The sequence below is a fragment of the Pseudomonas sp. LBUM1664 genome (assembly GCF_059695895.1).
In genome coordinates this window covers 2,909,624-2,934,398 of record NZ_CP166791.1, presented here as the reverse complement: position 1 = coordinate 2,934,398, position 24,775 = coordinate 2,909,624, and the positions used below count along the sequence as shown (strand labels likewise).

General features: G+C 59.9%; 21 protein-coding genes and 2 tRNA genes. 12 read left to right on the top strand and 11 right to left on the bottom strand.

All coding sequences use genetic code 11. From position 1 onward, the window contains the following. The first annotated feature begins 91 nt into the window (after positions 1–91). Positions 92–313 carry a phiTE_072 family protein gene (locus ACA047_RS13680; RefSeq protein ID WP_497359788.1) on the top strand — a complete coding sequence of 74 codons (222 nt, stop codon included), beginning with the start codon at positions 92–94 and terminating at the stop codon, positions 311–313. A gap of 205 nt (positions 314–518) precedes the next feature. Here ACA047_RS13680 and ACA047_RS13675 read toward each other — a convergent pair whose 3' ends face one another. Beyond that, the gene (locus ACA047_RS13675; protein ID WP_497359786.1) at positions 519–1,091 is read right to left on the bottom strand and encodes a hypothetical protein; all 573 of its coding nucleotides are present in this window, start codon (positions 1,089–1,091) and stop codon (positions 519–521) included. A gap of 409 nt (positions 1,092–1,500) precedes the next feature. On the opposite strand from ACA047_RS13675, the gene ACA047_RS13670 reads away from it, so the two are divergent. From ACA047_RS13670 to ACA047_RS13660, 3 genes are all read left to right on the top strand, one after another. Next, positions 1,501–1,707, top strand: coding sequence for a DUF4224 domain-containing protein (locus tag ACA047_RS13670; RefSeq protein ID WP_497359784.1), 207 nt, complete (start codon positions 1,501–1,503; stop codon positions 1,705–1,707). A 141-nt stretch (positions 1,708–1,848) separates the two neighbouring features. After that, the gene (locus ACA047_RS13665) at positions 1,849–1,995 is read left to right on the top strand and encodes a hypothetical protein (protein ID WP_497359782.1); all 147 of its coding nucleotides are present in this window, start codon (positions 1,849–1,851) and stop codon (positions 1,993–1,995) included. 120 nt (positions 1,996–2,115) lie between these two features. Beyond that, positions 2,116–2,268 carry a hypothetical protein gene (locus ACA047_RS13660; protein ID WP_497359780.1) on the top strand — a complete coding sequence of 51 codons (153 nt, stop codon included), beginning with the start codon at positions 2,116–2,118 and terminating at the stop codon, positions 2,266–2,268. A gap of 82 nt (positions 2,269–2,350) precedes the next feature. Here ACA047_RS13660 and ACA047_RS13655 read toward each other — a convergent pair. Next, positions 2,351–2,437, bottom strand: a tRNA-Leu gene (locus ACA047_RS13655). A 194-nt stretch (positions 2,438–2,631) separates the two neighbouring features. Next, positions 2,632–2,705 (bottom strand) — tRNA-Cys (locus ACA047_RS13650). Between the two features lie 344 nt (positions 2,706–3,049). Between ACA047_RS13650 and ACA047_RS13645 the strand changes: the two genes are divergently transcribed. The 8 genes from ACA047_RS13645 to ACA047_RS13610 all read left to right on the top strand — a co-directional run bounded on the left by ACA047_RS13645 (position 3,050) and on the right by ACA047_RS13610 (position 12,334). Continuing rightward, positions 3,050–4,276 carry an MFS transporter gene (locus ACA047_RS13645; protein WP_497359778.1) on the top strand — a complete coding sequence of 409 codons (1,227 nt, stop codon included), beginning with the start codon at positions 3,050–3,052 and terminating at the stop codon, positions 4,274–4,276. Positions 4,277–4,398: 122 nt separating this feature from the next. Continuing rightward, positions 4,399–4,914 carry a sigma-70 family RNA polymerase sigma factor gene (locus tag ACA047_RS13640; RefSeq protein ID WP_497359776.1) on the top strand — a complete coding sequence of 172 codons (516 nt, stop codon included), beginning with the start codon at positions 4,399–4,401 and terminating at the stop codon, positions 4,912–4,914. Further along, on the top strand, positions 4,915–5,880 hold the full coding sequence (locus ACA047_RS13635; protein ID WP_497359774.1) for a FecR domain-containing protein: 966 nt from the start codon (positions 4,915–4,917) through the stop codon (positions 5,878–5,880). An 86-nt stretch (positions 5,881–5,966) separates the two neighbouring features. Continuing rightward, positions 5,967–8,390 (top strand): TonB-dependent siderophore receptor, encoded by a 2,424-nt coding sequence (locus tag ACA047_RS13630; RefSeq protein WP_497359772.1) that lies wholly within the window; start codon positions 5,967–5,969, stop codon positions 8,388–8,390. A 61-nt stretch (positions 8,391–8,451) separates the two neighbouring features. Further along, positions 8,452–9,630 carry an ABC transporter substrate-binding protein gene (locus tag ACA047_RS13625; protein ID WP_497359770.1) on the top strand — a complete coding sequence of 393 codons (1,179 nt, stop codon included), beginning with the start codon at positions 8,452–8,454 and terminating at the stop codon, positions 9,628–9,630. Then, positions 9,627–10,685, top strand: a complete 1,059-nt coding sequence (locus ACA047_RS13620) for a FecCD family ABC transporter permease (RefSeq protein ID WP_497359768.1) — start codon at positions 9,627–9,629, stop codon at positions 10,683–10,685. The genes ACA047_RS13625 and ACA047_RS13620 overlap by 4 nt, the downstream gene beginning before the upstream one ends. Further along, the gene (locus ACA047_RS13615) at positions 10,679–11,434 is read left to right on the top strand and encodes an ABC transporter ATP-binding protein (RefSeq protein WP_497359766.1); all 756 of its coding nucleotides are present in this window, start codon (positions 10,679–10,681) and stop codon (positions 11,432–11,434) included. Before ACA047_RS13620 ends, ACA047_RS13615 begins: the two co-directional genes overlap by 7 nt. Positions 11,435–11,554: 120 nt before the next feature. Continuing rightward, positions 11,555–12,334 carry a TSUP family transporter gene (locus tag ACA047_RS13610; RefSeq protein ID WP_497359764.1) on the top strand — a complete coding sequence of 260 codons (780 nt, stop codon included), beginning with the start codon at positions 11,555–11,557 and terminating at the stop codon, positions 12,332–12,334. Here the strand turns inward: ACA047_RS13610 and nudC are convergent. The 8 genes from nudC to ACA047_RS13570 all read right to left on the bottom strand — a co-directional run bounded on the left by nudC (position 12,302) and on the right by ACA047_RS13570 (position 24,729). Beyond that, on the bottom strand, positions 12,302–13,132 hold the full coding sequence (gene nudC / locus ACA047_RS13605; RefSeq protein WP_497359762.1) for an NAD(+) diphosphatase: 831 nt from the start codon (positions 13,130–13,132) through the stop codon (positions 12,302–12,304). The two genes, ACA047_RS13610 and nudC, sit on opposite strands and share 33 nt — an antisense overlap. Before the next feature lie 6 nt (positions 13,133–13,138). Then, on the bottom strand, positions 13,139–13,951 hold the full coding sequence (locus ACA047_RS13600; protein ID WP_497359760.1) for a crotonase/enoyl-CoA hydratase family protein: 813 nt from the start codon (positions 13,949–13,951) through the stop codon (positions 13,139–13,141). 155 nt (positions 13,952–14,106) lie between these two features. Then, positions 14,107–15,582, bottom strand: coding sequence for an efflux transporter outer membrane subunit (locus ACA047_RS13595; protein WP_497359758.1), 1,476 nt, complete (start codon positions 15,580–15,582; stop codon positions 14,107–14,109). Further along, entirely contained in the window at positions 15,579–18,683 is a 3,105-nt protein-coding gene (locus tag ACA047_RS13590) for an efflux RND transporter permease subunit (protein WP_497359756.1), read from the bottom strand. Before ACA047_RS13590 ends, ACA047_RS13595 begins: the two co-directional genes overlap by 4 nt. A gap of 118 nt (positions 18,684–18,801) precedes the next feature. Next, a complete protein-coding gene (locus tag ACA047_RS13585; RefSeq protein ID WP_497359754.1) occupies positions 18,802–21,897 on the bottom strand; it encodes an MdtB/MuxB family multidrug efflux RND transporter permease subunit in 3,096 nt (1,031 codons plus the stop codon). Continuing rightward, on the bottom strand, positions 21,894–23,210 hold the full coding sequence (locus tag ACA047_RS13580; protein WP_497359752.1) for an MdtA/MuxA family multidrug efflux RND transporter periplasmic adaptor subunit: 1,317 nt from the start codon (positions 23,208–23,210) through the stop codon (positions 21,894–21,896). The genes ACA047_RS13585 and ACA047_RS13580 overlap by 4 nt, the downstream gene beginning before the upstream one ends. 188 nt (positions 23,211–23,398) lie before the next feature. After that, complete coding sequence (gene tpx, locus ACA047_RS13575; protein WP_497359750.1) at positions 23,399–23,899, bottom strand: thiol peroxidase; 501 nt, start codon at positions 23,897–23,899, stop codon at positions 23,399–23,401. Between the two features lie 158 nt (positions 23,900–24,057). Then, positions 24,058–24,729 carry a DUF3313 domain-containing protein gene (locus ACA047_RS13570; protein WP_497359748.1) on the bottom strand — a complete coding sequence of 224 codons (672 nt, stop codon included), beginning with the start codon at positions 24,727–24,729 and terminating at the stop codon, positions 24,058–24,060. Positions 24,730–24,775: the final 46 nt, after the last annotated feature.

Genomic DNA, 24,775 nt, shown 5'->3' with positions numbered 1-24,775 from the left:
GGACGAAAGGCCAGTATTCGAGCAGACCTAACAAGTAGTAGCGTTACGCCTCTACGGGCCCGATCGGGTGAACGTGCAACGGAGCTAGAAAATGGAATTTGTAGAACGCTTGAACGCAATGTCGGCGAAGGTGAATCAGTTACGCAGCATCGAGAACTCAAACGAATGCTGGCATCAAAGCAGGTTGCTCACTGAGCTGTTCGGCGAGGAATGGCATTACCCGCTCGACGGGAAGCCTGTCGAAGAGAACCACAAATTCACGTATCTGCGCCGGGTTGTCGAAGCAGTTCAACAGGCACTGCGGCAGCAATAGCAGCAGGTCGCGGCATGAAGCGCATCTACCTCAGCGGGCTCATGACCGGACTGTCCAGCCTTTCGCGCAATGGCTTCCACTTCCGGACCAAAGGCTTCGGAGAAGTCAGCCCAGTTCAGATTGACCAAGGCTGCGTCCCATTGGGCAAGTGTATTTTGGCGCGAAATTATTGAGTGTGGAAATAACATATCCCGCATTAAGCACTCTAAGGAACATCCGGCACAGCAAACCCCTCCTCAATCAACTTAACCTTCCATATAATCGGAAAATATTTTATACGACTCACCCTAACCTTGTAATAATTAGCCCCATTAATACCAGTGCGAGACCATTCAACCATATGAGAGGCCCGATTATTTATTATAATAATACTTACACCACGAAACTTATCTTTTGCTGGGTGAGCCATGCCATCTGAAGGGTCAAAGTTTGTGACCCAATCGACACCAGGTTGATCAACAATAACCGTACGCCCATTCACCCTATTACAATATCCACCAGTATCATAATAGGGATCCTTCGTTTGCCCCTCAACTACATCCAAACTCCAGTTCAACTCGTCAGGAGCATAAGAATACCCCCCAATACTATCATCATATTTACCTTGAGACGGACCACTCAACCACTTTAACGTCCTGGCTTTAAACTGAACAAGGTGCGCATCTTCCGTAACCATTGTGAACAGTATTACATCATTAAACTTCTGAGAAAAAGATCCACCAGGAACTTCAACCCCGGTAATCACCTGCAGCATTTCATCCGAATACTGTAACTGCATACATAATCTCCTCCTGATATACGAGCACTCCTCCAGCAACAAAAAATTAAAGTCCACGAGAGAAAACTTGTCAATATCAAGAAACAAAACCTCAACTCAGAAATAGACAGGGAACATTTTTTAAAAATCAGCCGCTATAGCGGCAAGGACAGGTATTCCCTTCCGGCTTGACTCGAACCTGGGTGACGCAGCCATCCTCATTAATGAGATGGCAGAGGCCGGAATTTTGACCCTATTTGCGCACGGCGCGCAGCTCGAGGCCAATGGCTTCGGACATGTGGGATTTTCGGGTGACGTGCCCACGTCACTCACTCGCTGCTACATCGCATGGAAACTCGGCCAGGACTTCGCTGCGACGCCGACTAACTGATTCACCACCTTCTCCCGCCACGCGCGGCTTGGATAGCTCATGAACATTCAATTGTTATCGCACGAAGACGTTTGCGAGCTGACCGGCGCGCGAACCAAGACAGGACAGATCCTGAACCTGAAGAAAAACGGAATCAGACACTCCATCAAACGTAATGGCTGGCCAGCAGTGAAGACTCTGGCCGTTACCGCAGTTGGTGCACTTGAAACTGAAAAACCAGTCTGGACGCCAAGAAAGGCCAGTTGAAATGGGAAGAAGACCAAGCAAACCAGGTTCGATAGCCCGTCTGCGCGAGCGCAAGAAGGCCAGCGGTCGGATTTACTATTAGACACGGGCGGCAAAGACCGAAAAGAGATCGCCCTTGGAAGCGATTACGGTCTAGCGATCATGGAATACGCAAAGCTTGAGCGAGACCGCACGGCCGTTGACCTGGTTGCCAAGGTCATTACATTCCGCTATGTGGCAGAGAAGTACATGGTGGATGTGGTGCCCACCAAAGCGGAAACCACCCAGAAAGACAATGTCGCGAGTTGAAAACCTGATGGCGTTCTTCGACGACCTCCGGCACCACTGGAAACGATCCAGCCGCTGCACGTTCGCCAGTTTAACCTGGCGAAAATCTGCGCCGGTCCGCGCAAATCGCGAGAAAGCTTTATGCGAGATTTGAGAGCAAAAGCGGGCACCGACAAGGCGGAATCTAGCGGCGACATCATGCAAGCCAAGGATCAACTTGGGCATACCACCGTGGTGATGACCGAGCAATACATCCGAAATCGAAAGGGCAAGAAGGTCATGCCAACGAAGTGAATTGCGGACCATCGTTATAATTGCGGACCAGAAACGAACAAGGATTTGCATAAGCTTTCGCTCGCAAACCCCTGATTTTAGATGGTGCCCGAAGCCGGAATCGAACCGGCACGCCCTTACGAGCGGGGGATTTTAAGTCCCATGCGTCTACCAGTTTCGCCATTCGGGCGGTAGCGCGGTCAAGCCTCATGGCCCCGGCAAATATCGGATCTGTCGGTATCGAGGCTGTGCAGCAAGAGGGGGAATATATACATCCCTCCCCAGCGAAGCAAGGTCGCTGGTGTCCTTTTCAAGACAAAAGCTTTCATTGCTTCGCAAATAAAAAAGCTCCGTAAATCATAGATCTACGGAGCTGTTTTAAAGTGGAGGCCGAAGTCGGAATCGAACCGGCGTAGGTGGATTTGCAATCCACTGCATAACCATTTTGCTATTCGGCCTCAAGACGTTTGATGCAATGTCGCCACATCAACCGCGTACAAACCTGACAGGGAAACAAGACACTTATGAAGCGCTATCCCCTTGAAAACATTGAGATTTTTTACGTCCCAGTGCGTTCGATGGGCGCAATTATGTACTCATTTGCCTAGGCTGACAACCCCTTGATTTCAAAAAAAAATCCGCTGGCGGTCAGGCTCCCCTCTGCGTTTGCGAGGTCGATGGTTCAGCGCGAATGAAGACGCATTGATCCCTGACGTCAATGTGATGGAAGTGAATTTTCTCTTGCTCAAGCCCAAGCACTGTCGCATAAGACACAGCCTTAACCGCCTCTGCGAGTCTGTCCATGCCCCGTGCCGGTGCCCCCCAGGGTTCAAGCGTCCGCTTGTTGATCTACCTGTTGTTTGCGATCCAGCTGGTTTCCATGGGCGCGATGGAAATGAGCGGGCCGTTCTGGCCCGTTCATCTACGCCAGTTGACCGACAACGACGCCGTGTTCAGCTTCGCCAGCACGGCGGTGTATGTCGGACCGATGCTGGGCATCATCCTGACCAGTGCTTTCTGGGGCCGTATCGGTGATCGCTACGGCCACAAACTGATGATGATACGGGCGCTGGCCGGGTTGTCACTGACCCAGCTCGGGCTGGCGCTGTGCAGCGATATCTGGGTGATCCTGGTCCTGCGTTTCCTGCAAGGCGCATTCGCCGGCTATATCGCTCCCGCTCAGGCCTATGGCGTGAGCATCGAGGTCCCGTCGCGGCGGGCCAGGCTGTTTGCCATCCTGCAGATTTCCACCAACGTCGGCTCGTTGCTGGGGGCAGTGGTGGGCGGGCTGATCCTGGATCATGCAACGTTTTTCTGGATCAACATCGTGGCCTCAGGCTTGTGCGCCTTGTGTACCGTGGTGGCGGCCCTGACGCTGCCCGACGTGGCGCCCCTCAGGAAGACGGCAGCCAGCCTCCCGTCCGAACCATTGCGCCCCGGGCTGCATAACCCGGCGATTTTATCGTTACTGTGCATCATGGGGCTTTTGCTGTTGGCGCGAATGCTGCCGCAGACTTCGTTTTCACTGTATGTGAGCTCAACCTTCGAGGTCAGCAACGCCATGGTTGGGCTTTGCTACGGCCTGCTGGCCCTGGGATTCATCGTTTGCGCCACGTTCTGGTCACGCTATTTCGAACAGCGCAACCCGACGCAAACGCTGCACGCCATCACCGGCATCGTGATCGGTTGCATTGCCCTGACCGCCTTGGCCGGCCTGACGCGCCAGCCGCTGGTCTTCGCCCTGGTCTATTTCGTCTGGGGCTTGCTCTTGGGTGCAACCACCCCGGTGCTGACCGCGCTGATTTCCAAAAGCACCGACAACACACATCAGGGCCAGATGTTGGGGCTGGCACAAGGCGTTTCGCAAGCGGCGTCCATCGTCGGCATTTCCCTGGGGGCCCTGCTCAGCCAGGTTTACGGCCTTCAATACACGTACCTTTACGTCAGCGTCGCCTATGGTGCGGTGCTGGTGCCATTGATCATGCTGCGTTACAGACCGGTTGCAATGCCGGATCGGGTAAGCGAATAACGTTGCGAGGACGCTTTCGCTCATCACAATTGATCATTGCGCCCAAGATCGACCTTGCGTGCTGACGAGCGCCTCCACTACTATTGGGAATACTTCTCACTCTCAAAAAAATACAAACAGCCATGAGCGTTCCAGGGTCAGCGACCAATGATTGTCATCTGCGCACCGTCGCAGACCTCTATAGCGGACACCATGGCTGGTTGTACGCCCGGCTCTATCGAAAACTGGGCAACGCGCTGGACGCCGCTGACCTCGCTCATGACACCTTCATGCGCATTCTCGCCTCGAAGGTTGCGGTTATCGAAGAGCCGCGGGCATACCTCAGCTGTGTGGCCGGCGGCATCCTGGTCAACTGGTTTCAGCGCAAAGCGCTGGAACGCGCCTATCTCCAGGCGCTGGCGTTGCTACCGGAACCTGAGGTGCCCTCGCCGGAACGGCGCTTGCTAGTGCTCGAGACCCTGCACGAAATCGACGCGATGCTCGACACTCTGCCCACACTGGTCAAACGGGCCTTTCTGCTGTCGCAAATCAACGGTTTGAAATACGACGACATCGCCAAGCAACTCGGGGTCTCGCTGATTACGGTCAAGCGGTACATGAAGCAGGCCTTCCTGCACTGCCTGATGCTGGTGGACTGAATGCCCTCTCGTGATAGTCACACCCTCGACCCTGACATCCTCAACGAAGCGGCCGACTGGCTGATGCGCCTGAGCGAAGGTAGCGTCAATGACGCCGAACACCAGCAATGGGAGCGCTGGCGCGTCAGCAGCCCGGCGCACCGCCAAGCCTGGGCGCGGGCCGAGTTGTTGCTGAGTAAATTGCAAGGCTTGCCACCCGCCCTGGCAATGCCGTCGCTGGACCGCCCCAGTAACCCCGACCGCCGCGCCGCCATGGGCAAACTGGCGGTTCTGCTTGCGCTGACACCGCTAGCCTGGGGCAGTTGGAAGCTCAACGACTGGCAGCAATGGACCGCCGACTACCGCGCGCCCGTAGGCGAGCGCCGCGACCTGACACTGACCGACGGCAGCCACGTCACGTTGAACACCGACACCGCCATCGATGTGTATTTCGATCAGCGCCAGCGCCTGCTGCTGTTGCGTCGCGGCGAAATACTGGTCCAGACCGCACCAGATCCGTCCCCTGTCGCCCGACCGTTCATGGTGCAAACCGGCGAAGGCCTGATGCAGGCGCTTGGAACTCGCTTCAGCGTTCGCGAAGAAGCCGGACACACCCGCCTCGCCGTGCTGGAGGGCGCGGTGCGTATTCAACTGAAGGGCTTCGGTGAAAAAGTGGTCGAGGCTGGCCAGAGTAGCGGCTTTACGGCTTCGGCCATTGACGGGCTGACACCTGTCGACAACTCGGTACTGGCCTGGACCCAGGGCATGATGATGGCCGATAACATGCGCCTGGCCGATTTCGTCAGTGAACTGGCTCGCTATCGCAATGGCGTCCTGCGTTGCGATCCGGCCATCGCCAACCTGCGGATTTCCGGCGCCTTTCCCATCAACGACACCCGACGAACCCTGAACATGCTGGCACAGACCTACCCCATCAGCGTCACTTCCCGCTTGGGTGATTACTGGGTCATGTTGGCGCCCGCGTAAGCCCAAAAAAATAATCGTGCGAGGGTGATACTTTTTTCGATCCTGGCTGGCTAGAGAACAAACCCTCTGAACAGGATCATCACGCCATGCCCGTTGCCCGCCTCCTGCGCTCGGATCGCAAGCTGAATCTGGCGATTCGCAGTGCAATGCTCAGCGTCGCACTTTCGACCTTAAGCCCAGGCAGTTGGGCCGCACCGGGCGCGCCGCTGGACAGCGTCGCCAGCCAGTCCTACAACATCCAGCCCGGCCCCTTGGGGCCAACCCTCTCGGCGTTTGCCGTACAGGCCGGCATCGCGTTGTCGTTCGAACCCTCTCTAACCCAGGGGCTGAACAGCCCTGGCCTGTCCGGTCAATACACTGCGCACGAAGCGTTCACCCGGTTGCTGGCCGGCAGCGGACTGGGCCTGGTGGCTCGCGACGATGGCAGCTACACCCTGCAAAAACACGGCGCCGACGGTGAACTGACCCTGGAACAAACCACCATCAAGGCCGCCCAAGCCCGCCCTGGCGATTTACCACCAGCCTATAGCGGCGGCCAGGTGGCCCGTGGCGGTCGTGTTGGCCTGCTGGGCAACAAGGATCTGATGGACACGCCGTTCAGTGTCAGCAACTACACCTCGACCCTGATGAAGGACCAGCAGGCGGTGACCGTCGCCGATGTACTGGAACGTGATTCCTCGGTGCGCTCCACCGGGCAGACGGGCGGGATTGTCGACTCGTTCTTCATTCGCGGCTTCCCGATTGGCGAAGGTAACCTCGGTGAGTTGGCGTTTGACGGCGTGTACGGCGTGGCGCCCAACTACCGGGTGTTCACCGAGTACGCCGAACGCGTCGAAGTGATCAAGGGCCCTGCCGCCCTGCTCTACGGCATGTCGCCCAACAGTGGTGTGGGCGGTGTAATCAACATTGTGCCCAAACGCTCGCTGGATGAAGACCTGACCCGCCTGACCGCCAACTACGCCATGGACTCCCAAGTCGGCGGGCACGTCGACATCAGTCGCCGCTTCGGTGAAGAAAGGCGCTTCGGCGTACGGGTCAACGGCAGCCTCCAGGGCGGCGACACGGCGATCGACAAGCAGTCGCGGGATGTGGGCATCGGCTCGATTTCCCTGGACTACCAGGGCGACCGATTCAGGACCAGCCTGGACCTGATCAGCCAGAAGGAAAAATGGGACGCCCCTTCCCGACCGTTCCAAATCGATTTCGGCGTCGAAGTGCCTTCGGCGGCCAACGGGCGCAGTAACGTCACCCAGGAATGGGCCTGGTCGCAGACCCGGGATAAATCGGCGCTGCTCAGTGGCGAGTACGACCTGAGCGACAGCCTGACGGTGTTTGCCCACGCAGGCGGTGGAAAGTCCGACGTGGCACGGCTGTCGGACCAGACGCCGACTATCCAGAACAGCGCCGGGGATACCCGTTCGACGCCTGGCTATTACAAATTCGAAGTGGAGCGCTACACCGTGGACGCCGGTGCCCGGGCCCGTTTCGAGACCGGTCCGGTCAGCCACAGCACCACGCTGCAAGTCAGCCGCTATCGTGATGAACTACGCCGGGGTATTAACTCCGGCGCTTCGATATTTTCCAATATCTACCATCCGGTGGAGAGCGACAAACCCTCCATCGCCTCGCCTGATGTGCTGAAAGTCTCCGACACCGAACTGTCCGGCGTGGCCCTGGCCGATACACTTTCGATCCTCGACGAACGTGTTCAGGTGACCCTTGGCCTGCGCAAACAAAATATCGAATCGAACAACTACAGCACCGCAGGAGCCGTCACCAGCGCGTATGACGATAGCGCAACCACCCCGCTGTTCGGCGCAGTGTTCAAACCCTGGGAACATGTGTCGTTCTACTACAACTACATCGAAGGCCTGACCAAGGGTGACACCGCACCCGCTACCGCGAGCAACTCCGGCGAGATCTTCAAGCCTTACATCTCCCGCCAGCAAGAGGTAGGGGTCAAGGTCGACTACGGCACCTTCACCTCGACCCTGGCGCTGTTCCAGGTCAAGAAGCCCAGCGGCGAGACGGCCAATGGAGTGTTTTCAGTCCAAAGCGAGCAGCGCAACCGTGGCATCGAGCTGAACATGTTCGGTGAACTGCGCGAGGGCACCCGACTGCTGGGTGGCATCACCTTGCTGGACGGCGAACTGACCAAAAGCGGCACCGCAGCCAATCGCGGCAACAAACCGGTGGGCGTGCCTGAAGTCCAGGCCAACCTATGGGCAGAATGGGACACCCCGTGGGTCCAGGGTGTGACGCTCACCGGCGGCGCGATCTACACCGGCAGTCAGTACATCGACCAGGCCAACACTCGAGAACTCGATCCATGGACGCGTTTCGATGCGGGCGCACGCTACAGCACTGTGCTTGACGGCCGACCGACGACCTTTCGCGCCACCGTGCAGAACGTCTTCGACCGCGAGTACTGGTCCGGCGTCGCCTCCTATGGCGCGTTTTCCCAGGGGGCACCGCGCACCCTGCTGCTCTCGGCCACGGTCGACTTCTGAGTTCCCCGGGGCTGCCTGCGCGTGCACCGCAGTCGGCCCCGGCCTTATCAAGGCTCCAACGATGGCATTTCAACGTCGATCATGTCTTTATCTCACCGCGTTGCTACTTGGCTTCGGTGCACTGTTGCCAAGCGGTTTCGCTTCTTCAAACACTGCACCGGACACTGAGCAGAAAACCACCGTCACCGACCTGCTGGGCCGCCAGGTCCAGGTGCGCCTTCCGGTGCGCCGAGTGATTCTAGGTGAGGGCCGTCAGCTTTATCTGGTGGCCGCCCTGGACACTCGTAACCCGATTCGCCGCATCGTCGGCTGGCGCAAAGACCTGATCCAGTCGGACCCGGATACTTATGGCGCTTATCTGCGGCAATTTCCGGAGATTGCCAAAGTCCCGACGTTTGGCGGCTTCGAAGACGGCACCTTCGACATCGAGCAAGCGATCAGCCAGCATCCCGACGTGATTATCCTCAACATCGAAGCCCAACACGCCACTGAAGACGCCCGCTACATCGAGAAACTCGACGCGCTCGGCATCCCGGTGGTTTACGTGGACTTTCGCAATAACCCGATGCAGAACACCGAACCGACCATGCGCCTGTTTGGCCAGTTGTTCGGCGAGGAGGCCCGTGCCGAGGCGTTCATCGCCTTTGGCAAGCAGCAAATTCGTCGCGTCACCGAGGTGATCGAGACCCGCCAACCGCCCAGACCCAAGGTCTTCATCGAGCGCATTGGGGGCTACACCGACGACTGCTGCCTGAGTTTCGGCAATGAAAACTTCGGCCGTTTTGTCGAGCTGGCCGGTGGTAGCAACATCGCCAGCACCATCATCCCCAACACCTTCGGTCAATTGAACCCCGAACAGGTGATCGTTGCCGACCCGGAGCAGGTGGTGGTCACCAGCGCCAACTGGGAAGCCTTTGCCCCCGGTGGTCGCTGGGTCGGCGTCGGGCCCGGTGCCGATCTGGTCGAGGCCCGCCGCAAATTGCAATGGTTCACTCAACGCCCCGCATACGCTGGGATCAAGGCCCAGCAAACCCAGGGTTTTCATGCCATCTGGCATCAGTTCTACAACAGCCCTTACCAATTCATTGCCATCCAGCAACTGGCCAAGTGGTTCCACCCGGATCTGTTTGCCGACCTGGACCCCGACGCCACGTTTCGTGAATTCCATGAACGTTTTCTGCCGGTGCCCTACGAACCGGGTTACTTCGTCAGCCTCAAGCCAACGCAGGCCCAGCCATGAACGGTCGTATCGATAACGTTGCCCTTGGCACGATTTACCGCGAGCAGGTCTGGCGTAAACGGTTGATCCTGATCGGGCTGGGCGTGTTACTGCTGTTCAGCGTGCTGTTGGACCTTGCTCTCGGCCCGGCCAGTTATGGCCTGAATGAAGTATTGGGTGCACTGTTTTCACCCGAAAGTGCTGCGCCCCAGGTGCGGGTCGTGATGTGGGACATTCGCCTGCCGGTGGCACTGATGGCGGTGGCGGTGGGTGCCGCGCTATCCCTGGCGGGTGCCCAGATGCAGACCATCCTCAACAACCCGCTGGCGAGCCCCTTCACCTTGGGCATCTCGGCGGCAGCCAGTTTCGGCGCGGCCTTGGGGCTGGCGTTCGGCGTAGCCCTGATACCGGTGATCGCTCAGTACATGGTGCCGCTCAATGCCTTTGTGATGGCGATGCTTTCGGCATTGCTGATCCATGTATTGAGCCTGCGCCGCGGCATGACCAGCGAAACCATCGTGCTGCTGGGCATCGCCCTGGTGTTCACCTTCAATGCACTGCTGGCATTGGTACAATTCTTCGCCACCGAGCAAGCCGTGGCCGCGGTCGTATTCTGGACCATGGGCAGCCTGACCAAGGCCACTTGGCCGAAACTGGGAGTGATATGCCTGGTCATCCTCGTCACCTTGCCGATTTTTGCCCGCCGCGCCTGGGCCATGACCGCCTTGCGGTTGGGGGATGAAAAAGCCGCGAGCTTCGGCATCAATGTGCGCAAGTTGCGTTTGCAGACCCTGGTCATGGTCAGCCTGCTGGCGTCCTTTCCCGTGGCGTTTGTCGGCACCATCGGCTTCATTGGCCTGGTGGGGCCGCACATCGCGCGAATGCTGATCGGCGAGGACCAGCGCTTTTTCCTGCCCGCGTCGCTGCTGACCGGCGCCCTGATCTTGTCGGCCAGTTCAGTGGTGAGCAAAACCCTGATACCGGGGGCGATCTTCCCCATCGGGGTGGTCACGTCGCTGATCGGCGTGCCGTTTTTCATCTCACTCATTCTGGGCGGGAAAAAGCAGTCATGGTAACGATTGAACTGAAAAACCTCGGCGCCCGTTATGGTGGCCGATCGGTCCTCGACGGAATCAATACCCCGGTGTTCTCCGGGGGTGAGGTGATCGCGGTGATTGGCCCCAACGCGGCCGGTAAATCCACGCTATTCAAACGCATCGCCGGGCTGATCGACGGCCCCGGCCACGTACGGCTGGAAGGCTCGCGCAAGGGCCCGGGCGGTATTTGCTACATGCCGCAGAACCTTAACGCCAGCGCGCGGCTGACGGTCTACGAATCGGTGCTGCTGGCGCGCAAGCAACAAGCTCCCGGCTGGGCAGTGCAAGCGAACGAACTGGAGGTGGTGGACCGCATCCTCGAATCCCTGGGCATCAGCGATCTGTCGTTTCGCAACCTAGGTGAATTGAGTGGCGGGCAGCAGCAACTAGTGTCCATCGCGCAAACACTGGTGCGCGAGCCCGAAGTGCTGCTGATGGATGAACCCACCAGCGCCCTGGACATGCACCGTCAGGTTCAGGTCCTGAACTTCATGCGCGCCCTCGCCCGTCAGCATGGAATCATCGTATTCATCGCCATCCACGACCTGAACCAGGCTTTGCGCTTTGCTGATCAAGTGCTGGTCGTTGCTCAGGGCACCCTGCAAGGCAGCGGCCCAAGCGACGACGTGATCACCGAACAGATGCTGCGTGAGGTTTATCGGGTCCAGGCCCGGATCGAGCGCTGTTCGAGGGACGAACGGCATATCATTGTGGATGATGTGGTTTAGTCCCGGTGCTCGCCACGGGGTTTGCTGTGTACTCACCGACTGTCGCAGCCCAGCGCCATTATGAGTAACATACCGGCCTTCCCCGCAGCCCTTCTGCGACCTGCCGAATAAGCCCATTACATGCCTTTTGAACTCAGCGTTGACCTCACTACCCTCGCTATCCTTGCCGTTGTTGCGTTCGTTGCCGGTTTCATCGATGCCATTGCCGGTGGCGGTGGTCTGTTGACCACGCCTGCCCTGCTGACCGCCGGCCTGCCACCCCACCTGGTCCTTGGCACCAACAAGCTCAGCTCGACCTTCGGCTCGGCCACGGCCAGTTTCACCTTCTACAAGCGCAAGCTGTTCCATCCCCGGCAGTGGACCCATGCCCTCGTCGGCACGTTGGTCGGTGCCTTGACCGGCGCCATTGTCGCCCATTACCTGCCCGCCGAATGGCTGAACAAGATGCTGCCGGTGATCGTCTTCGCCTGTGGCCTATACCTGTTGTTCGGCGGCACGCCCAAAGCGCCGTTGGACAGCGACGCACCGATCAAGAAGAAGTGGCAATCGTCCCAAGGCTTCAGCCTGGGTTTCTACGACGGCGTGGCCGGCCCTGGCACGGGCGCGTTCTGGACCGTCAGCAGCCTGCTGCTCTACCCCATCGACCTGGTCAAGGCCAGCGGCGTGGCCCGCAGCATGAACTTCGTCAGCAACATTGCAGCGCTGTCGGTGTTCATCTTCTCGGGACAGGTGGATTGGATTATCGGCCTGAGCATGGGCCTGTCGGTCATGGTGGGGGCGTTCTTCGGTGCTCGCACCGCCATCAGCGGCGGCGCGAAGTTCATCCGACCGGTGTTCATCACCGTAGTGTTGGGTTTGACCGTGCGCCTAGCCTGGCAGCACTGGTTCAGCGTGGCCTAGACGCCGCGCCACGTAGAGGTCGATCAGGTAACGGGCGATGGACCGCGAGGCCGGCAGCGGCGGCAGGTTGTGGACGTTGAACCACTGGGCGTCCTCGATTTCATCTTCCTGTGGCACGATTTCGCCGCTGGCGTATTCAGCGTGAAAGCCCAGCATCATCGAATGGGGAAACGGCCAGCACTGGCTGCCCATGTACTGAATGTTCTTCACCTCGATGCTGACTTCTTCGCGCACCTCGCGAATCAGGCAATCCTCAGCCGACTCGCCTGGCTCGGCAAACCCGGCCAGGGTGCTGTAGATGCCGGTGACGAAACGAGGCGAACGGGCCAACAGGACTTCATCGCCGCGGGTGATCAACACGATCATGCTCGGTGAAATCCGCGGGTAATGCCGCAAATCACATGCATCGCAATACATGGCCCGCTCTCGCGGGATCTGGCCCATGCGCTTGCCGCAACCGCCACAGAAGCGATGCTCCCGAGCCCAGGTGCCGATCTGCGCGGCATACCCCAGGACTTTGTACAGCGCGTGGTCATCTTCGAGCATGAAGGCCCGCAGGCCTTTCCAATTGCAGCCGGGAATGTCCAGTGAACTGTGCAGTTCCAGCAGGTAGACCGGTTCGCCATCCAGATGGCCGATGCCGTGTTCGGCGAGGATCGGCACGTCCTGGCGCTTGAGCCATTCGCGGGGAAACAGCGCGCCGTTGTCATCGAACAGAAAACCTTCCGGGCTACGGGCCACGGCCCAGCCGCCCGGAAGGTCGATATCGAGTACTGCGGTGGTCCAACGTGAAATCATGATCAATCAATCCAGAAATTCGGGTTTCTGTTTGCTCATATGGGCGGCCATGGCCACGCGCAGGTCGGTCGATTGCAGCATGGCGGCGTTCCAGGTAGCGACGTATTCCAGTCCGTCGTCAATGCGGTGATCGCGCATGTAGCTGATCATTTCCTTGGTACCGGTCACCGCGATCGGCGACTTGGCAGCGATTTCCCGGGCAATGCCCATGACACCGTCAAGCAGGCTGGTGCTATCACTGTAGACACGATTGACCAGGCCGATGCTGCGCGCTTCATCGGCACCAAAAGTGCGCCCCGTATAAGCGAGTTCACGCAGCATGCCGTCCCCGATGATCCGGGGCAAGCGTTGCAGCGTCCCCACGTCGGCCGCCATGCCTATATCGATTTCCTTGATGGAAAACTGCGCGTCCTGCGCCGCGTAGCGCATGTCGCAGGCTGCGATCAGGTCGATGGCACCGCCCAGGCAGTAGCCCTGGATCGCTGCAAGCACCGGTTTTCGGCAGTTGTCCACGGCGTTGAACGAGGCTTGCAGTTGCAGGATCTTGCGCCGCAGCAGGCGTGCATTGCGCCCCACGTCCTTGCCCAGCTCGTTGGCCACGCCCGCCAGCATCATCAGGTCGATACCCGAGGAAAAGTGCTTGCCGGCACCGCTCAGGACCACCACCCGCACTTCGTCGGTGTCGTCGATCCACTGGAAGATCTCGACGATCTCGCTCCAGAACGCAGCGTTCATCGAATTGATCTTTTCCGGGCGATTGATCTGCACATGGGCGATGTTGTCTGCAAGTTCGACATTGAACGCTTGGTATTGCGACATGGCAGTGATCCTTTACCGGCTGAAAAGAGGCCTGAACTATAACAAGCCATCGCGGCAGGTCGTAGACAGTGCATCGGCCAAAAGCGGGACCTGACTGCCGGTCAAGGGCACCCCAGCCTTACCTGATCATTCCCACGCGGAGTGAGAACGATCAATTACTCACTCGCCGGCAACTGCCCATCCCAACCACCGCCCAGCGCGGCGATCAATTGCACGCTGGCGATCAATCGGCTCTGCTGCAGGCTCAGGACGCTGCGTTCGTTGCTCAGGGCGGTGGCCTGGACGGTTACCACGTCGAGGTAGGCGATCAGGCCGGCCTTGTACTGGTTCTGCGTCAGGCGCAAGGACTCGCGTGCGGCATCAAGGGCTTCCTGACGCACACGGGTTTCGTCTTCGAGCACCTTGAGCTGGATCATGTAGTTTTCCACTTCGCGAAAACCGTCGAGCACGGTCTGGCGATAGGTGGCGACAGTCTCGTCGTAGACCGCGACGGTGCGGTCGACTTCCGCCGAACGCTGGCCACCATCCAATAGCGTCATCGACAGTTGCGGCCCCACCGACCAATAGCGGTTCGGCGCGCTCACCCACTTGTCGTAGGTACTGCTGCTGTAGCCGCCACTGAGGCTCAGGGTCAGGTCCGGATAGTAGGCGGCCTTGGCCACGCCGATGTTGGCGTTGGCGGCCATCACGGAACGTTCTGCCGAAGCGATGTCCGGCCGGCGTTCAAGCAGCTGCGAAGGCAGCGCCACCGGGATTGTCGGCAGCAATGGGATGTCCTGGGTTTCTGCCAGGTTGAATTCGGCGGGTGGCAGACCGATCAGCACCGCGACGGCGTTCTCGTATTGGGCCCGTTGCCAGATCAGGTCGATCAGGTCGCCCTGGGTGGTCTTGAGCTGGGTCTGGGCCTGGGCCACCGCATCCTTGCCGGACACGCCGGCGCGGTACTGGTTTTCGGTCATCTTCAACGAGCGCTGGTAGTTGTCGAGGGTACTTTGCAGCAGGCGTTTCTCCTCATCGATCACCCGCAACTGCAGGTAGTTCTGTACCAGCTCCGATTGTTGGCTCAGGCGCATCGCGGCCAGGTCGGCGAAACTCGCTTGCGCGCTGGCTTCATCGGACTCCAGGGTGCGGCGCAGTTTGCCCCAGATGTCCGCTTCCCAACTGACACCGGCCTCGGCGCTGTAGGTATTGCGGATGCCACTGGTCGAACTACTCAGGCTCGAACTGCTGCTGCCGGTGCCCTGGCTGGAGCGGCTCTTGCCGACGGTCAGGTCCACCGTCGGGTAAAACGCCCCCCGGGCACTGCGAGCCAGGGCCTGGGCCTGACGGTACTGGGCTTCGGACTGAGCCACGGTCTGGTTGGACGTATTGAGCTTTTCCACCAGGCCATTGAGCAGCGCGTCACCGTACAGCTCCCACCAGGCGCCACGAGCCAACGCGTCGCTGGGACTGGCCTGGCGCCAGCCCTGGGCTTGCTTGTACTGCACCTGTGAGGCGGCCGGCGGGCGCTGGTAATCCGGGCCGACGGCGCAGGCGCTGAGCATCGCCACGCACAGTGCCAGGCTCAGCACCCGCGAGCCACGGGCGGTCGCCAGCGGTGCGACAAGATTGAAAAGCGAACGGTCGGTCATAGCGGAGTTTCCAGGGCAGCATCAGTGCGCACGCCGCGCCAGCGGTTGAAGCGATGGCGCAGATTATCGAGATAAAGGTAAACCACCGGGGTGGTGTAAAGGGTCAGGACCTGGCTGAACACCAGCCCGCCAATGATGGTCAGGCCCAGCGGCTGGCGCATTTCCGAACCCTCGGCGGCGCCAAGCAATAACGGCAAGGCGCCAAGAATCGCCGCCAGCGTGGTCATCAGAATCGGCCGCAAACGCAGCAGGCAAGCACTGCGGATCGACGCCAGCGGCGTCTGGCCTGCGCGTTCCAGTTGCAGCGCCAGGTCGATCATCAGGATCGCGTTCTTCTTCACCACGCCAATCAGCAAGAACAGCCCCAAGAGGGAGATCAGGCTGAACTCCCCGCCCAGCGCATAGATCGACAACAGCGCGCCGACCCCGGCCGACGGCAAGGTGGACAGGATGGTCAGCGGATGGATGTAGCTTTCATACAGCACACCCAACACCAGGTAAACCGCCAACAACGCCCCCAGGATCATGAACGGCTGGCTCTTCTGGCTAGCGGCAAACGCATCGGCGGTGCCGGCCATTTTCGCGATGACGTCCTCGGGCATCCCCAGCTTGGCAATTGCCCGCTCAATGGCAGCGGAGCCCTGCTCAACCGTCACGCCCTCGGCCATGTCGAAAGAAATACTTTCGGAGGCAAACTGGCCTTCATGACTGACCCGGTCATTCTCCAGGCTGTTCTCATAATGGGCGATGGCCGACAACGGCACTCGGGCGCCGTCGGCGGTGATCACTTGGACCTGCTCAAGGGTACTCGGGTCCTGGGCGTACTTGGGGTTGATCTCCATCACCACCTGATACTGATTGAGGCTGTCGTAAATGGTGGAGATCTGCCGCTGGCTGTAGGCGTTATTCAGCACCGTAGTGACCGTGTCCATGTCGATGCCCAGGCGCTTGGCCTGGTCGCGGTCTACTACCAGCGTTACCTGCTGGGCCCCACTACCGTCACGGGCATCAATGGCGGTCAGTTCCGGCAAGGCCCTGAAGCTGGCCGCAACCTTGGGATACCACGCGCGCAGGGACGCCAGGTCACCGCTCTGCAGGATGTAGGAATACTGCGAGGTGGTCTGCTCGCGACCGCCCCCAAACTGCAGGTCCTGGTCAGCCATCAGCATCAATTGAGCGCCGGGGACCTTGGGCATTTCCTTGCGCAGGCGTTCGATGACTTTCTGCGCGGAGATCCGCCGTTCCTTGATCGGCTTGAGGCGCACCAGCATGAACGCGTTGTTGGTGCCGTTGTTGCCACCGATAAAACCAGCCACGCTCTGCACCGCGTCGTCCTTGAGCACGGCACGGCGGAAGATTTCCATCTTCGGCTGCATCACGTTGAACGACAGCCCGTCGTCGCCACGCACAAAACCGATCAACTGGCCGGTGTCCTGCTGTGGCATGAAGGTTTTCGGCACCACCACGTACAACGCGATGTTCACGGCGATGGTCACCAGCAGGCTCAGCAAGGTCAGGCGCCGATGGCGCAGTACCCAGTCCAGGCTGGTGGCGTAACCACGAACCATCCGTTCGTTGAGCCGCTGGCTCCAGCGCTGCAAGCGGTTCTCCTGCCCTGGCACATGAGGTTTGAGCCAGCGGGCGCAGAGCATCGGCGTGAGGGTCAGCGAGACCACCAGCGAGACCACGATGGACGCCGCCAAGGTAATGGAAAACTCGCGGAACAGGCTCTCGATAATCCCGCCCATGAACAGGATCGACAGAAACACCGCCACCAGCGAGACGTTCATCGATAACAGGGTAAAACCCACCTCTTCGGCGCCCAGGTAGGCAGCCTTCATGGGCGGTACGCCTTCGTCGATGTGCCGGGAAATGTTCTCCAGCACCACGATGGCATCGTCCACCACCAGCCCGGTGGCCAGGATCAACGCCATCAACGACAGGTTATTCAAGGAGAAACCGTAGAGGTACATCACCGCAAACGTGCCCACCAGCGACACCGGCACCGCCAGGGTCGGGATCAGCGAGGCGCGGAAGTTGCCGAGAAACAGGAACACCACCAGCACCACCAAGGCCACGGCGATCAGCAAGGTCATTTCCGCTTCATGCAGGGTGGCCTTGATCACCGGCGAGCGGTCCATGGCCAGGTTCAGCTTGACGCTGGCTGGCAGCACGGCCTGCAACGCCGGCAGCTGGGCCTTGATCTCGTTGACCGTCTCAATGATGTTGGCGCCAGCCTGGCGGTTGATCACCAGGAGCACGGCGGCATCGTCGTTGAAGAAACCACTGTTGTAGCGGTCCTCGACACTGTCGGAAACCTTCGCCACATCCTTTAACCGCAGCACCGAGCCGTCCTGGTAACGGATGATCAGCGTTTCGTAGTCCTTGGCCTTCTCCAACTGGTCATTGGCCTGGACCTGCCACATGCGCCGATCGTCCTCCACCGAACCCTTGGGCCGGCGCACGTTGCTGTCGGCAATGGCAGTGCGCACATCATCCAGGGCCACGCCGTACTGGTTGAGTAACTGTGGCTCCAATTCGATGCGTACCGCCGGCAGGGAGCTGCCACCGATCTGCACCTCGCCGACGCCGGACACCTGGGACAGGCTCTGGGACAGGATGGTGGAGGCCAGGTCATAGAGCTGGCCCTTCTCCAGCACATCCGAGGTCAGCGACAGCACCATGATCGGCGCCTGGGACGGGTTGACCTTCTTGTAGGTGGGCATACTGCGCATGCCGCTGGGCAGCAGATTGCGCGAAGCATTGATGGCCGCCTGCACCTCTCGAGCCGCACCGTTGATGTCGCGATCTTGGTCGAATTGCAGGATCACGCGGGTCGAGCCCTGGCTGGAACGGCTGCTCATGGTGTTGACCCCGGCGATGGTGCCGAAGGAGCGCTCCAGCGGCGTCGCGATGGTGGAGGCCATTACCTCGGGACTGGCACCTGCCAGATTGGCCTGGACCACGATCACCGGAAAATCCATCTGTGGCAACGGCGCAACCGGCAGCAAGCCAAAGCACATGCCGCCAAGCAACATGATGGCGAAGCTCAGGAGCATGGTCGCTACGGGGCGGCGGATGAAGGGGCCAGAAAGATTCATGGGCCGTCACTCCAGACTTCAAGTAGCCGGCTGTTGTGGCGAGGGAGCTTGCTCCCTCGCCACAACAAGCGCTCATGCTCCACGCGTCCAAGTGTTGGCTGCTTGTCGCCCGCCGCCGTCATACCCGCACCTCGTTCACGTCAGGCTTGGCAAACCGGCGTCCCAGACGATCGAAATACAAGTAAATCACTGGCGTGGTGAACAACGTCAGCACCTGGCTCACCAACAGCCCACCCACCATCACCAGCCCCAGGGGCTGGCGCAGTTCGGCGCCGGAACCGGTGGCGAACATCAGCGGCAACGCACCGAACAAGGCCGCCAGGGTGGTCATCAGGATCGGCCGAAAACGCAGCAGCGCGGCCTGGTAGATGGCCGTCTGCGGGTCCATGCCCTGGTTGCGTTCGGCGTCGAGGGCGAAGTCGATCATCATGATCGCGTTCTTCTTGACGATACCGATCAGCAGAATAATGCCGATGATCGCGATCATGCCCAGGTCATTGCCGCTGATGATCAACGCCAGCAACGCGCCGATGGCCGCCGAGGGCAATGTGGAGAGAATCGTGATCGGGTGGATGTAGCTCTCGTACAAAACACCCAGCACGATGTACATGGTGACCACTGCCGCCAGGATCAGCAACAAGGTGCTCGACAGCGATGCCTGGAACGCCTGGGCCGCGCCTTGGAACTCGGTCTGCACACCCACCGGCATGCCGATGTCGTGCTGGACCTTTTCGATCACATCCACCGCGTGCCCGAGCGCCACGCCCGGTGCCAGGTTGAACGACATCATCACCGCCGGAAACTGGCCGATGTGGGCAATGGCCAGCTGGGCCTGGCGTTCCTCGACGCGAGCCAGGCTCGACAGCCGCACTTGCCCGCCGTCGGTGGTCTTGACGTGGATCTGGTCCAGCGCCTGCGGTCCGATCCGCTCCCCGGCCTGCGCCTGCAGCACTACGCGGTACTGACTGGCCTGGGTGTAGATGGTGGAAATCTGCCGCTGGCCGAAAGCGTCATACAGCGCATCGGTGATGTTCGCCACCGATACTCCCAGGCGTGAGGCGGCGTCGCGGTCGATCACCAGATAGACCTGCAAACCCTTGTCCTGCAAATCGCTGGCGACGTCGGTCAACTCCGGCTGACGGGCCAGGGCGTCGACAAGGCGACCGCTCCAGAGGGTAAGCAACTCTGCGTCCGGCGACGACAGGCTGAACTGATACTGGGTACGGCTGACCCGGTCTTCGATGGTCAGGTCCTGCACCGGCTGCATGAACAAGCGGATACCCACCAATCGATCCAGCTGCGGTTGCAAACGAGCAATGATGGCGCTGGCGCTGTCGTCCCGTTCGCTGTGGGGCTTGAGGTTGATCAGCAGGCGACCGCTGTTGAGCGTGGCGTTATCGCCATCCACGCCAATGTAGGAAGACAGGCTTTCCACCGCCGGATCGGCGAGTATCACCTTGGCCAATTGCTGCTGGCGCTCGCTCATGGCCGCGAAGGAAATCGACTGCGGTGCTTCGGAAATGCCCTGGATCACCCCGGTGTCCTGCACCGGGAAAAAGCCCTTGGGCACGGCCAGGTACAACACCACCGTCAGCACCAGAGTGCCCACTGCCACCAGCAGAGTCAGCGGCTGATGCCTGAGCACCCACTGCAACGTGCGCCCGTAGGCAGCGATCAACCCATCGATCCAGGCACCGCTGGCGCGGTAGAAACGGCCCTGCTCTTCTTCCTTGGGCTCGCGCTTGAGCAACCGGGCGCACATCATCGGCGTCAGGGTCAGGGAAACTACCAGGGAAATCAGGATCGCCACCGCCAGGGTGATGGCGAACTCGCGGAACAGACGCCCCACCACGTCCGCCATGAACAGCAAGGGGATCAACACCGCAATCAGCGACAGCGTCAGGGATACCAGCGTAAAGCCGATCTGCTTTGCGCCCTTGAGTGCAGCCTGCAGCGGGCTGTCGCCCTCCTCGATGAAACGGGCAATGTTCTCCAGCATGACGATGGCATCGTCCACCACGAAACCCGTGGCAATGGTCAGGGCCATCAAGGTCAGGTTGTTGATGGAGAAACCGGCCAGGTACATCACGCCGAACGTGCCGATCAGCGACAGCGGCACGGCGACCGACGGGATGATGGTGGCGCTGAAACGACGCAGGAACAGGAACGTCACCATGACCACCAGGACGATGGCAATCAGCAATTCATGCTGCACGTCGGTGACCGAGGCGCGGATGGTCTGGGTGCGGTCCGTCAGCACGGTCACGTCCAGGCCGGCCGGCAAGTTGTCGGTGATGCTCGGCAACAGGGCCTTGATCCGGTCCACCACCTCGATGACGTTGGCCCCCGGCTGACGCTGGATATTCAGCAGCACGGCCTGGTTTTCATTGGCCCAGGCGGCAAGGCGTTCGTTTTCGGCGCCGTCGACGATCTGCGCCACATCCTTGAGCCGCAACGGCGCGCCATTGGCGTAGGCCAGGATCAGTTCGGCGTAGTCCTTGGGCGAGGTCAACTGGTCGTTGGCGTCGAGCATCGAGACCCGGGTCGGGCCGTCGAAGTTGCCCTTGGGCTGGTTGACGTTGGAGTTGCCGACCAGGGTGCGCACATCCTCCAGGTTCAAGCCGTTGGCTGCCAGAGCCTCGGGGTTGACCTTGATCCGCACGGCCTGGCGCTGGCCACCGGCGATACTGACCATGCCGACCCCGTTGATCTGGGCGATTTTCTGCGCCATGCGGGTGTCCACCAAGTCATTGAGCTTGGGCAGCAACATGGTCTTGGAGGTGATCGCCAGGGTCAGTACCGGGGTATCGGCCGGGTTGACCTTGTTGTACACCGGCGGCGCCGGCAGATCTTTGGGCAACAGGTTGGTGGCAGCGTTGATCGCCGCCTGCACCTGCTGCTCGGCGACATCCAGGTTGATGTCGAGATTGAAGCGCAGGGTAATCACCGAGGCGCCGCCGGAGCTGGTGGACGCCATCTGCGTCAGGCCCGGCATTTGCCCGAATTGCCGCTCCAGGGGGGCGGTCACGGCGCTGGTCATCACGTCAGGGCTGGCGCCCGGGTACAGGGTCATCACGCGGATGGTCGGGTAATCCACCTGAGGCAATGCCGATACCGGCAGCAGCCGATAGGCGATCAGGCCGGCCAGGATGATGGCCAGCATGCTCAGGGTGGTGGCGACCGGGCGAAGGATGAACAGCCGCGAGAGATTCATGCGCCGCCCTTTTTCGCCTTGTCGGCCACGGCCGGTTCAGTCGGGGTTGCCGCAGTCTTGCCCTGTAGGTGCTCGGCTGGTGTGGTGGGCACCTCCTGGCTGTCGTTGACCACTTCTACTTCGCTGCCTTCCTTCAAACGATCGGTGCCTTCGAGCACTACCCGATCGCCGGCGGCCAGGCCTTCGGTGACCACGGTGTTTTCACCGTCGCTAGCGCCGACCTTCAATTTTTTGATGGTGACTTTTTTATCGCCATCCAGGGCATAGACAAAGGTGCCGTTGGTGCCGAACTGAATGGCAGCCGTCGGCGCCAGGACTACGCCTTTAAGGGTATCGGCCAGCAGGCGTACGTTGACGAACTGATTGGGGAACAGTGCCTGGTCGCGGTTATCGTAGCGGGCCTTGAACTTCAAGGTGCCGGTGGTCACGTCGATCTGGTTGTCCAGGCTTTGCAGCACGCCGCTGGCCTGGAGTTTCACGTCGCCACGGTCCCAGGCCTCCACCGGCAACTTGTCGCCGCTACGGTAGCGGGCGAGCACGGTGTCCAGGGCGTTTTCCGGCAGGGTGAACACCACGCTGATGGGTTGGGTCTGGGTAATCACGGCCAGGGCCGTGGTGTCGTTGGCCGTCACCAGGTTACCGATGTCCAGTTGCCGCAGGCCGACCCGGCCGGAGATCGGTGCGCGAATCCTGGTGAATTCAAGATTGAGCTTGGCGTCGTTGACCTGCGCCTGATTGGTCTTGACCGTGCCCTGATACTGGCCCAGCAGCGCAGCGGCAGTGTCGAGCGTCTGCTTGGCGATGCTGTCCTCGGCATACAGGCCGCGATATCGCTCCAGGTCCACTTGGGCGTTCTTCAGTTGGGCCTGGTTTTGCAGCAGCGTGCCTTCAGCCTGGAGCAAAGCGTTCTGGTACGGACGTGGGTCAATCTCAGCCAGCAGGTCGCCGGCCTTGACCATCTGCCCCTCCTCAAAGGCAATTTTGACCAGTTCACCGGCCACCCGGCTGCGCACGTTGATGGTATTTAGGGCCGTGACCGTGCCCAACGCCTTGTAATACAGCGGGAAATCCCCGGTGACCGCCGGTGCCACTCGAACCGGGATCGGCCCTGATGCGCCGCCAAAGCCTGGGCGCATGCCACCCGACCTTCCCATGTGTCCAGCTGCAGGTTTCTCCCCGACTCCAGGCTTTGGGCCCGGGCCGGTGGGCCAGAATTTCCAGGCCAGCAGCGCAACGACCAATACAATGAACAGGCCGAACAGCCAACGACGGGAATTGCGGGAAACAGAGGATTGCATGGGGTGATCAACCATTGGGCGCGTGGGCTTCTTTTTCGGGAGGCTGAAAGATAAGCACTGGCGGATGTTTAGCAAAGCGCCTTTACCGGCACTTCACCTTGGACTTCCTGTCGATAATTTGGATAAGTAATTGAAATACAAACAAAAACGGCCTGGTTTTGGCCAGGCCGTTATATTGTATTAAATACGTTACTTAAGACTACTTATTTCAGAGCGCTGAGCGCAGCGTCGTAGTTCGGCTCTTCAGCGATCTCCTTGACCAGTTCGCTGTGCAGCACGATGCCATTTTCGTCCAGCACTACCACGGCACGGGCAGTCAGGCCGGCCAGCGGGCCGTCGGCAATGGCGACGCCGTAGTTTTCGATGAACTCGCGGCCACGCAGGGTGGACAGGTTTTTAACGTTTTCCAGGCCTTCGGCACCGCAGAAACGCGCCTGAGCGAACGGCAGGTCGGCGGAGATGCACAGCACGACGGTGTTTTTCAGGTCGTTGGCCTGGGCGTTGAACTTGCGCACGGAGGTGGCACAGGTCGGGGTGTCGACGCTTGGGAAAATGTTCAGTACTTTGCGCTTGCCGGCAAAATCGTTCAGGGAAACGTCCGACAGATCGCCGGCGACCAGGGAAAAGGCTGGCGCCTTGGAACCGACTTGTGGCAACTGGCCGTTGACTTGAACCGGGTTGCCTTTGAGGGTGACTTGAGCCATGAACGGATTCCTTCTGACATGTTTGAAAATGGTGAGGCCGGAGTTAACCATGAAATGGTTCTGCGACCTATGGTCGGACATAAAAAGTCATGGCTTCGACGCCGTGTGTAGGCGCTGACACAGCCTGCGCCTACGCACATGACGAGCGGTTGCGGTTTCTATTTAGCCTTGAGCGTGAGAAACGACTGATGCAAATCCGCCGCCCAGCCATCGATCACGCCTTTGACATCATCGGGCTTCATCACCTGGGACTCGTTGGATAACGGCTTGCCCGTGCCCTTGCGCACGACTTGGGCGACTACTGCATTGTTGCCACCGTCGAGAAAAACCGCTTCGGTACCCAGCGTGGTTTCCTGGTCGCGAATACCGCTGGCGGTGCTGACGGCAGCCGCTACCAGCGCAATCGGAACCACCTCATAAGGCTTCAGGCCTTCGGTCTTGCTGCTGACGGCGGTAATGGCAGCACGTATCACCAATACACCCGGCCCCGGCCCGGACGCCAAGGGCAAGGATTTCCCCGCTTCACGCTTGAGCGCCCGATCGTAGTAACCCGTGATGCCGGACAAGGTCGCTTGCGGGATCTTCACGGTCGGTTGCGGCTTGGGATAAAGCTGCGTTGGCTCTATATAGACACTGGTGTACTTGCTCAAATCAATCTTGGGATCGACCCAACGCATCACCTCGACCCCCGTCGGCGATTTTTCCTCTTTGAGCCGGCTGTAATCTCCCAGGAACCCGGAGTATTCATCCGGCTGGGTGACCTTGCTGGAGCAACCCGCCAGGGCGAGCGAGACGATGCATAGGGTGCCAATCATTGACGCGAACTTCATGCTGTCACTCCTGTAAGCCACACGAAATGGGGCCGGAATTACAGGT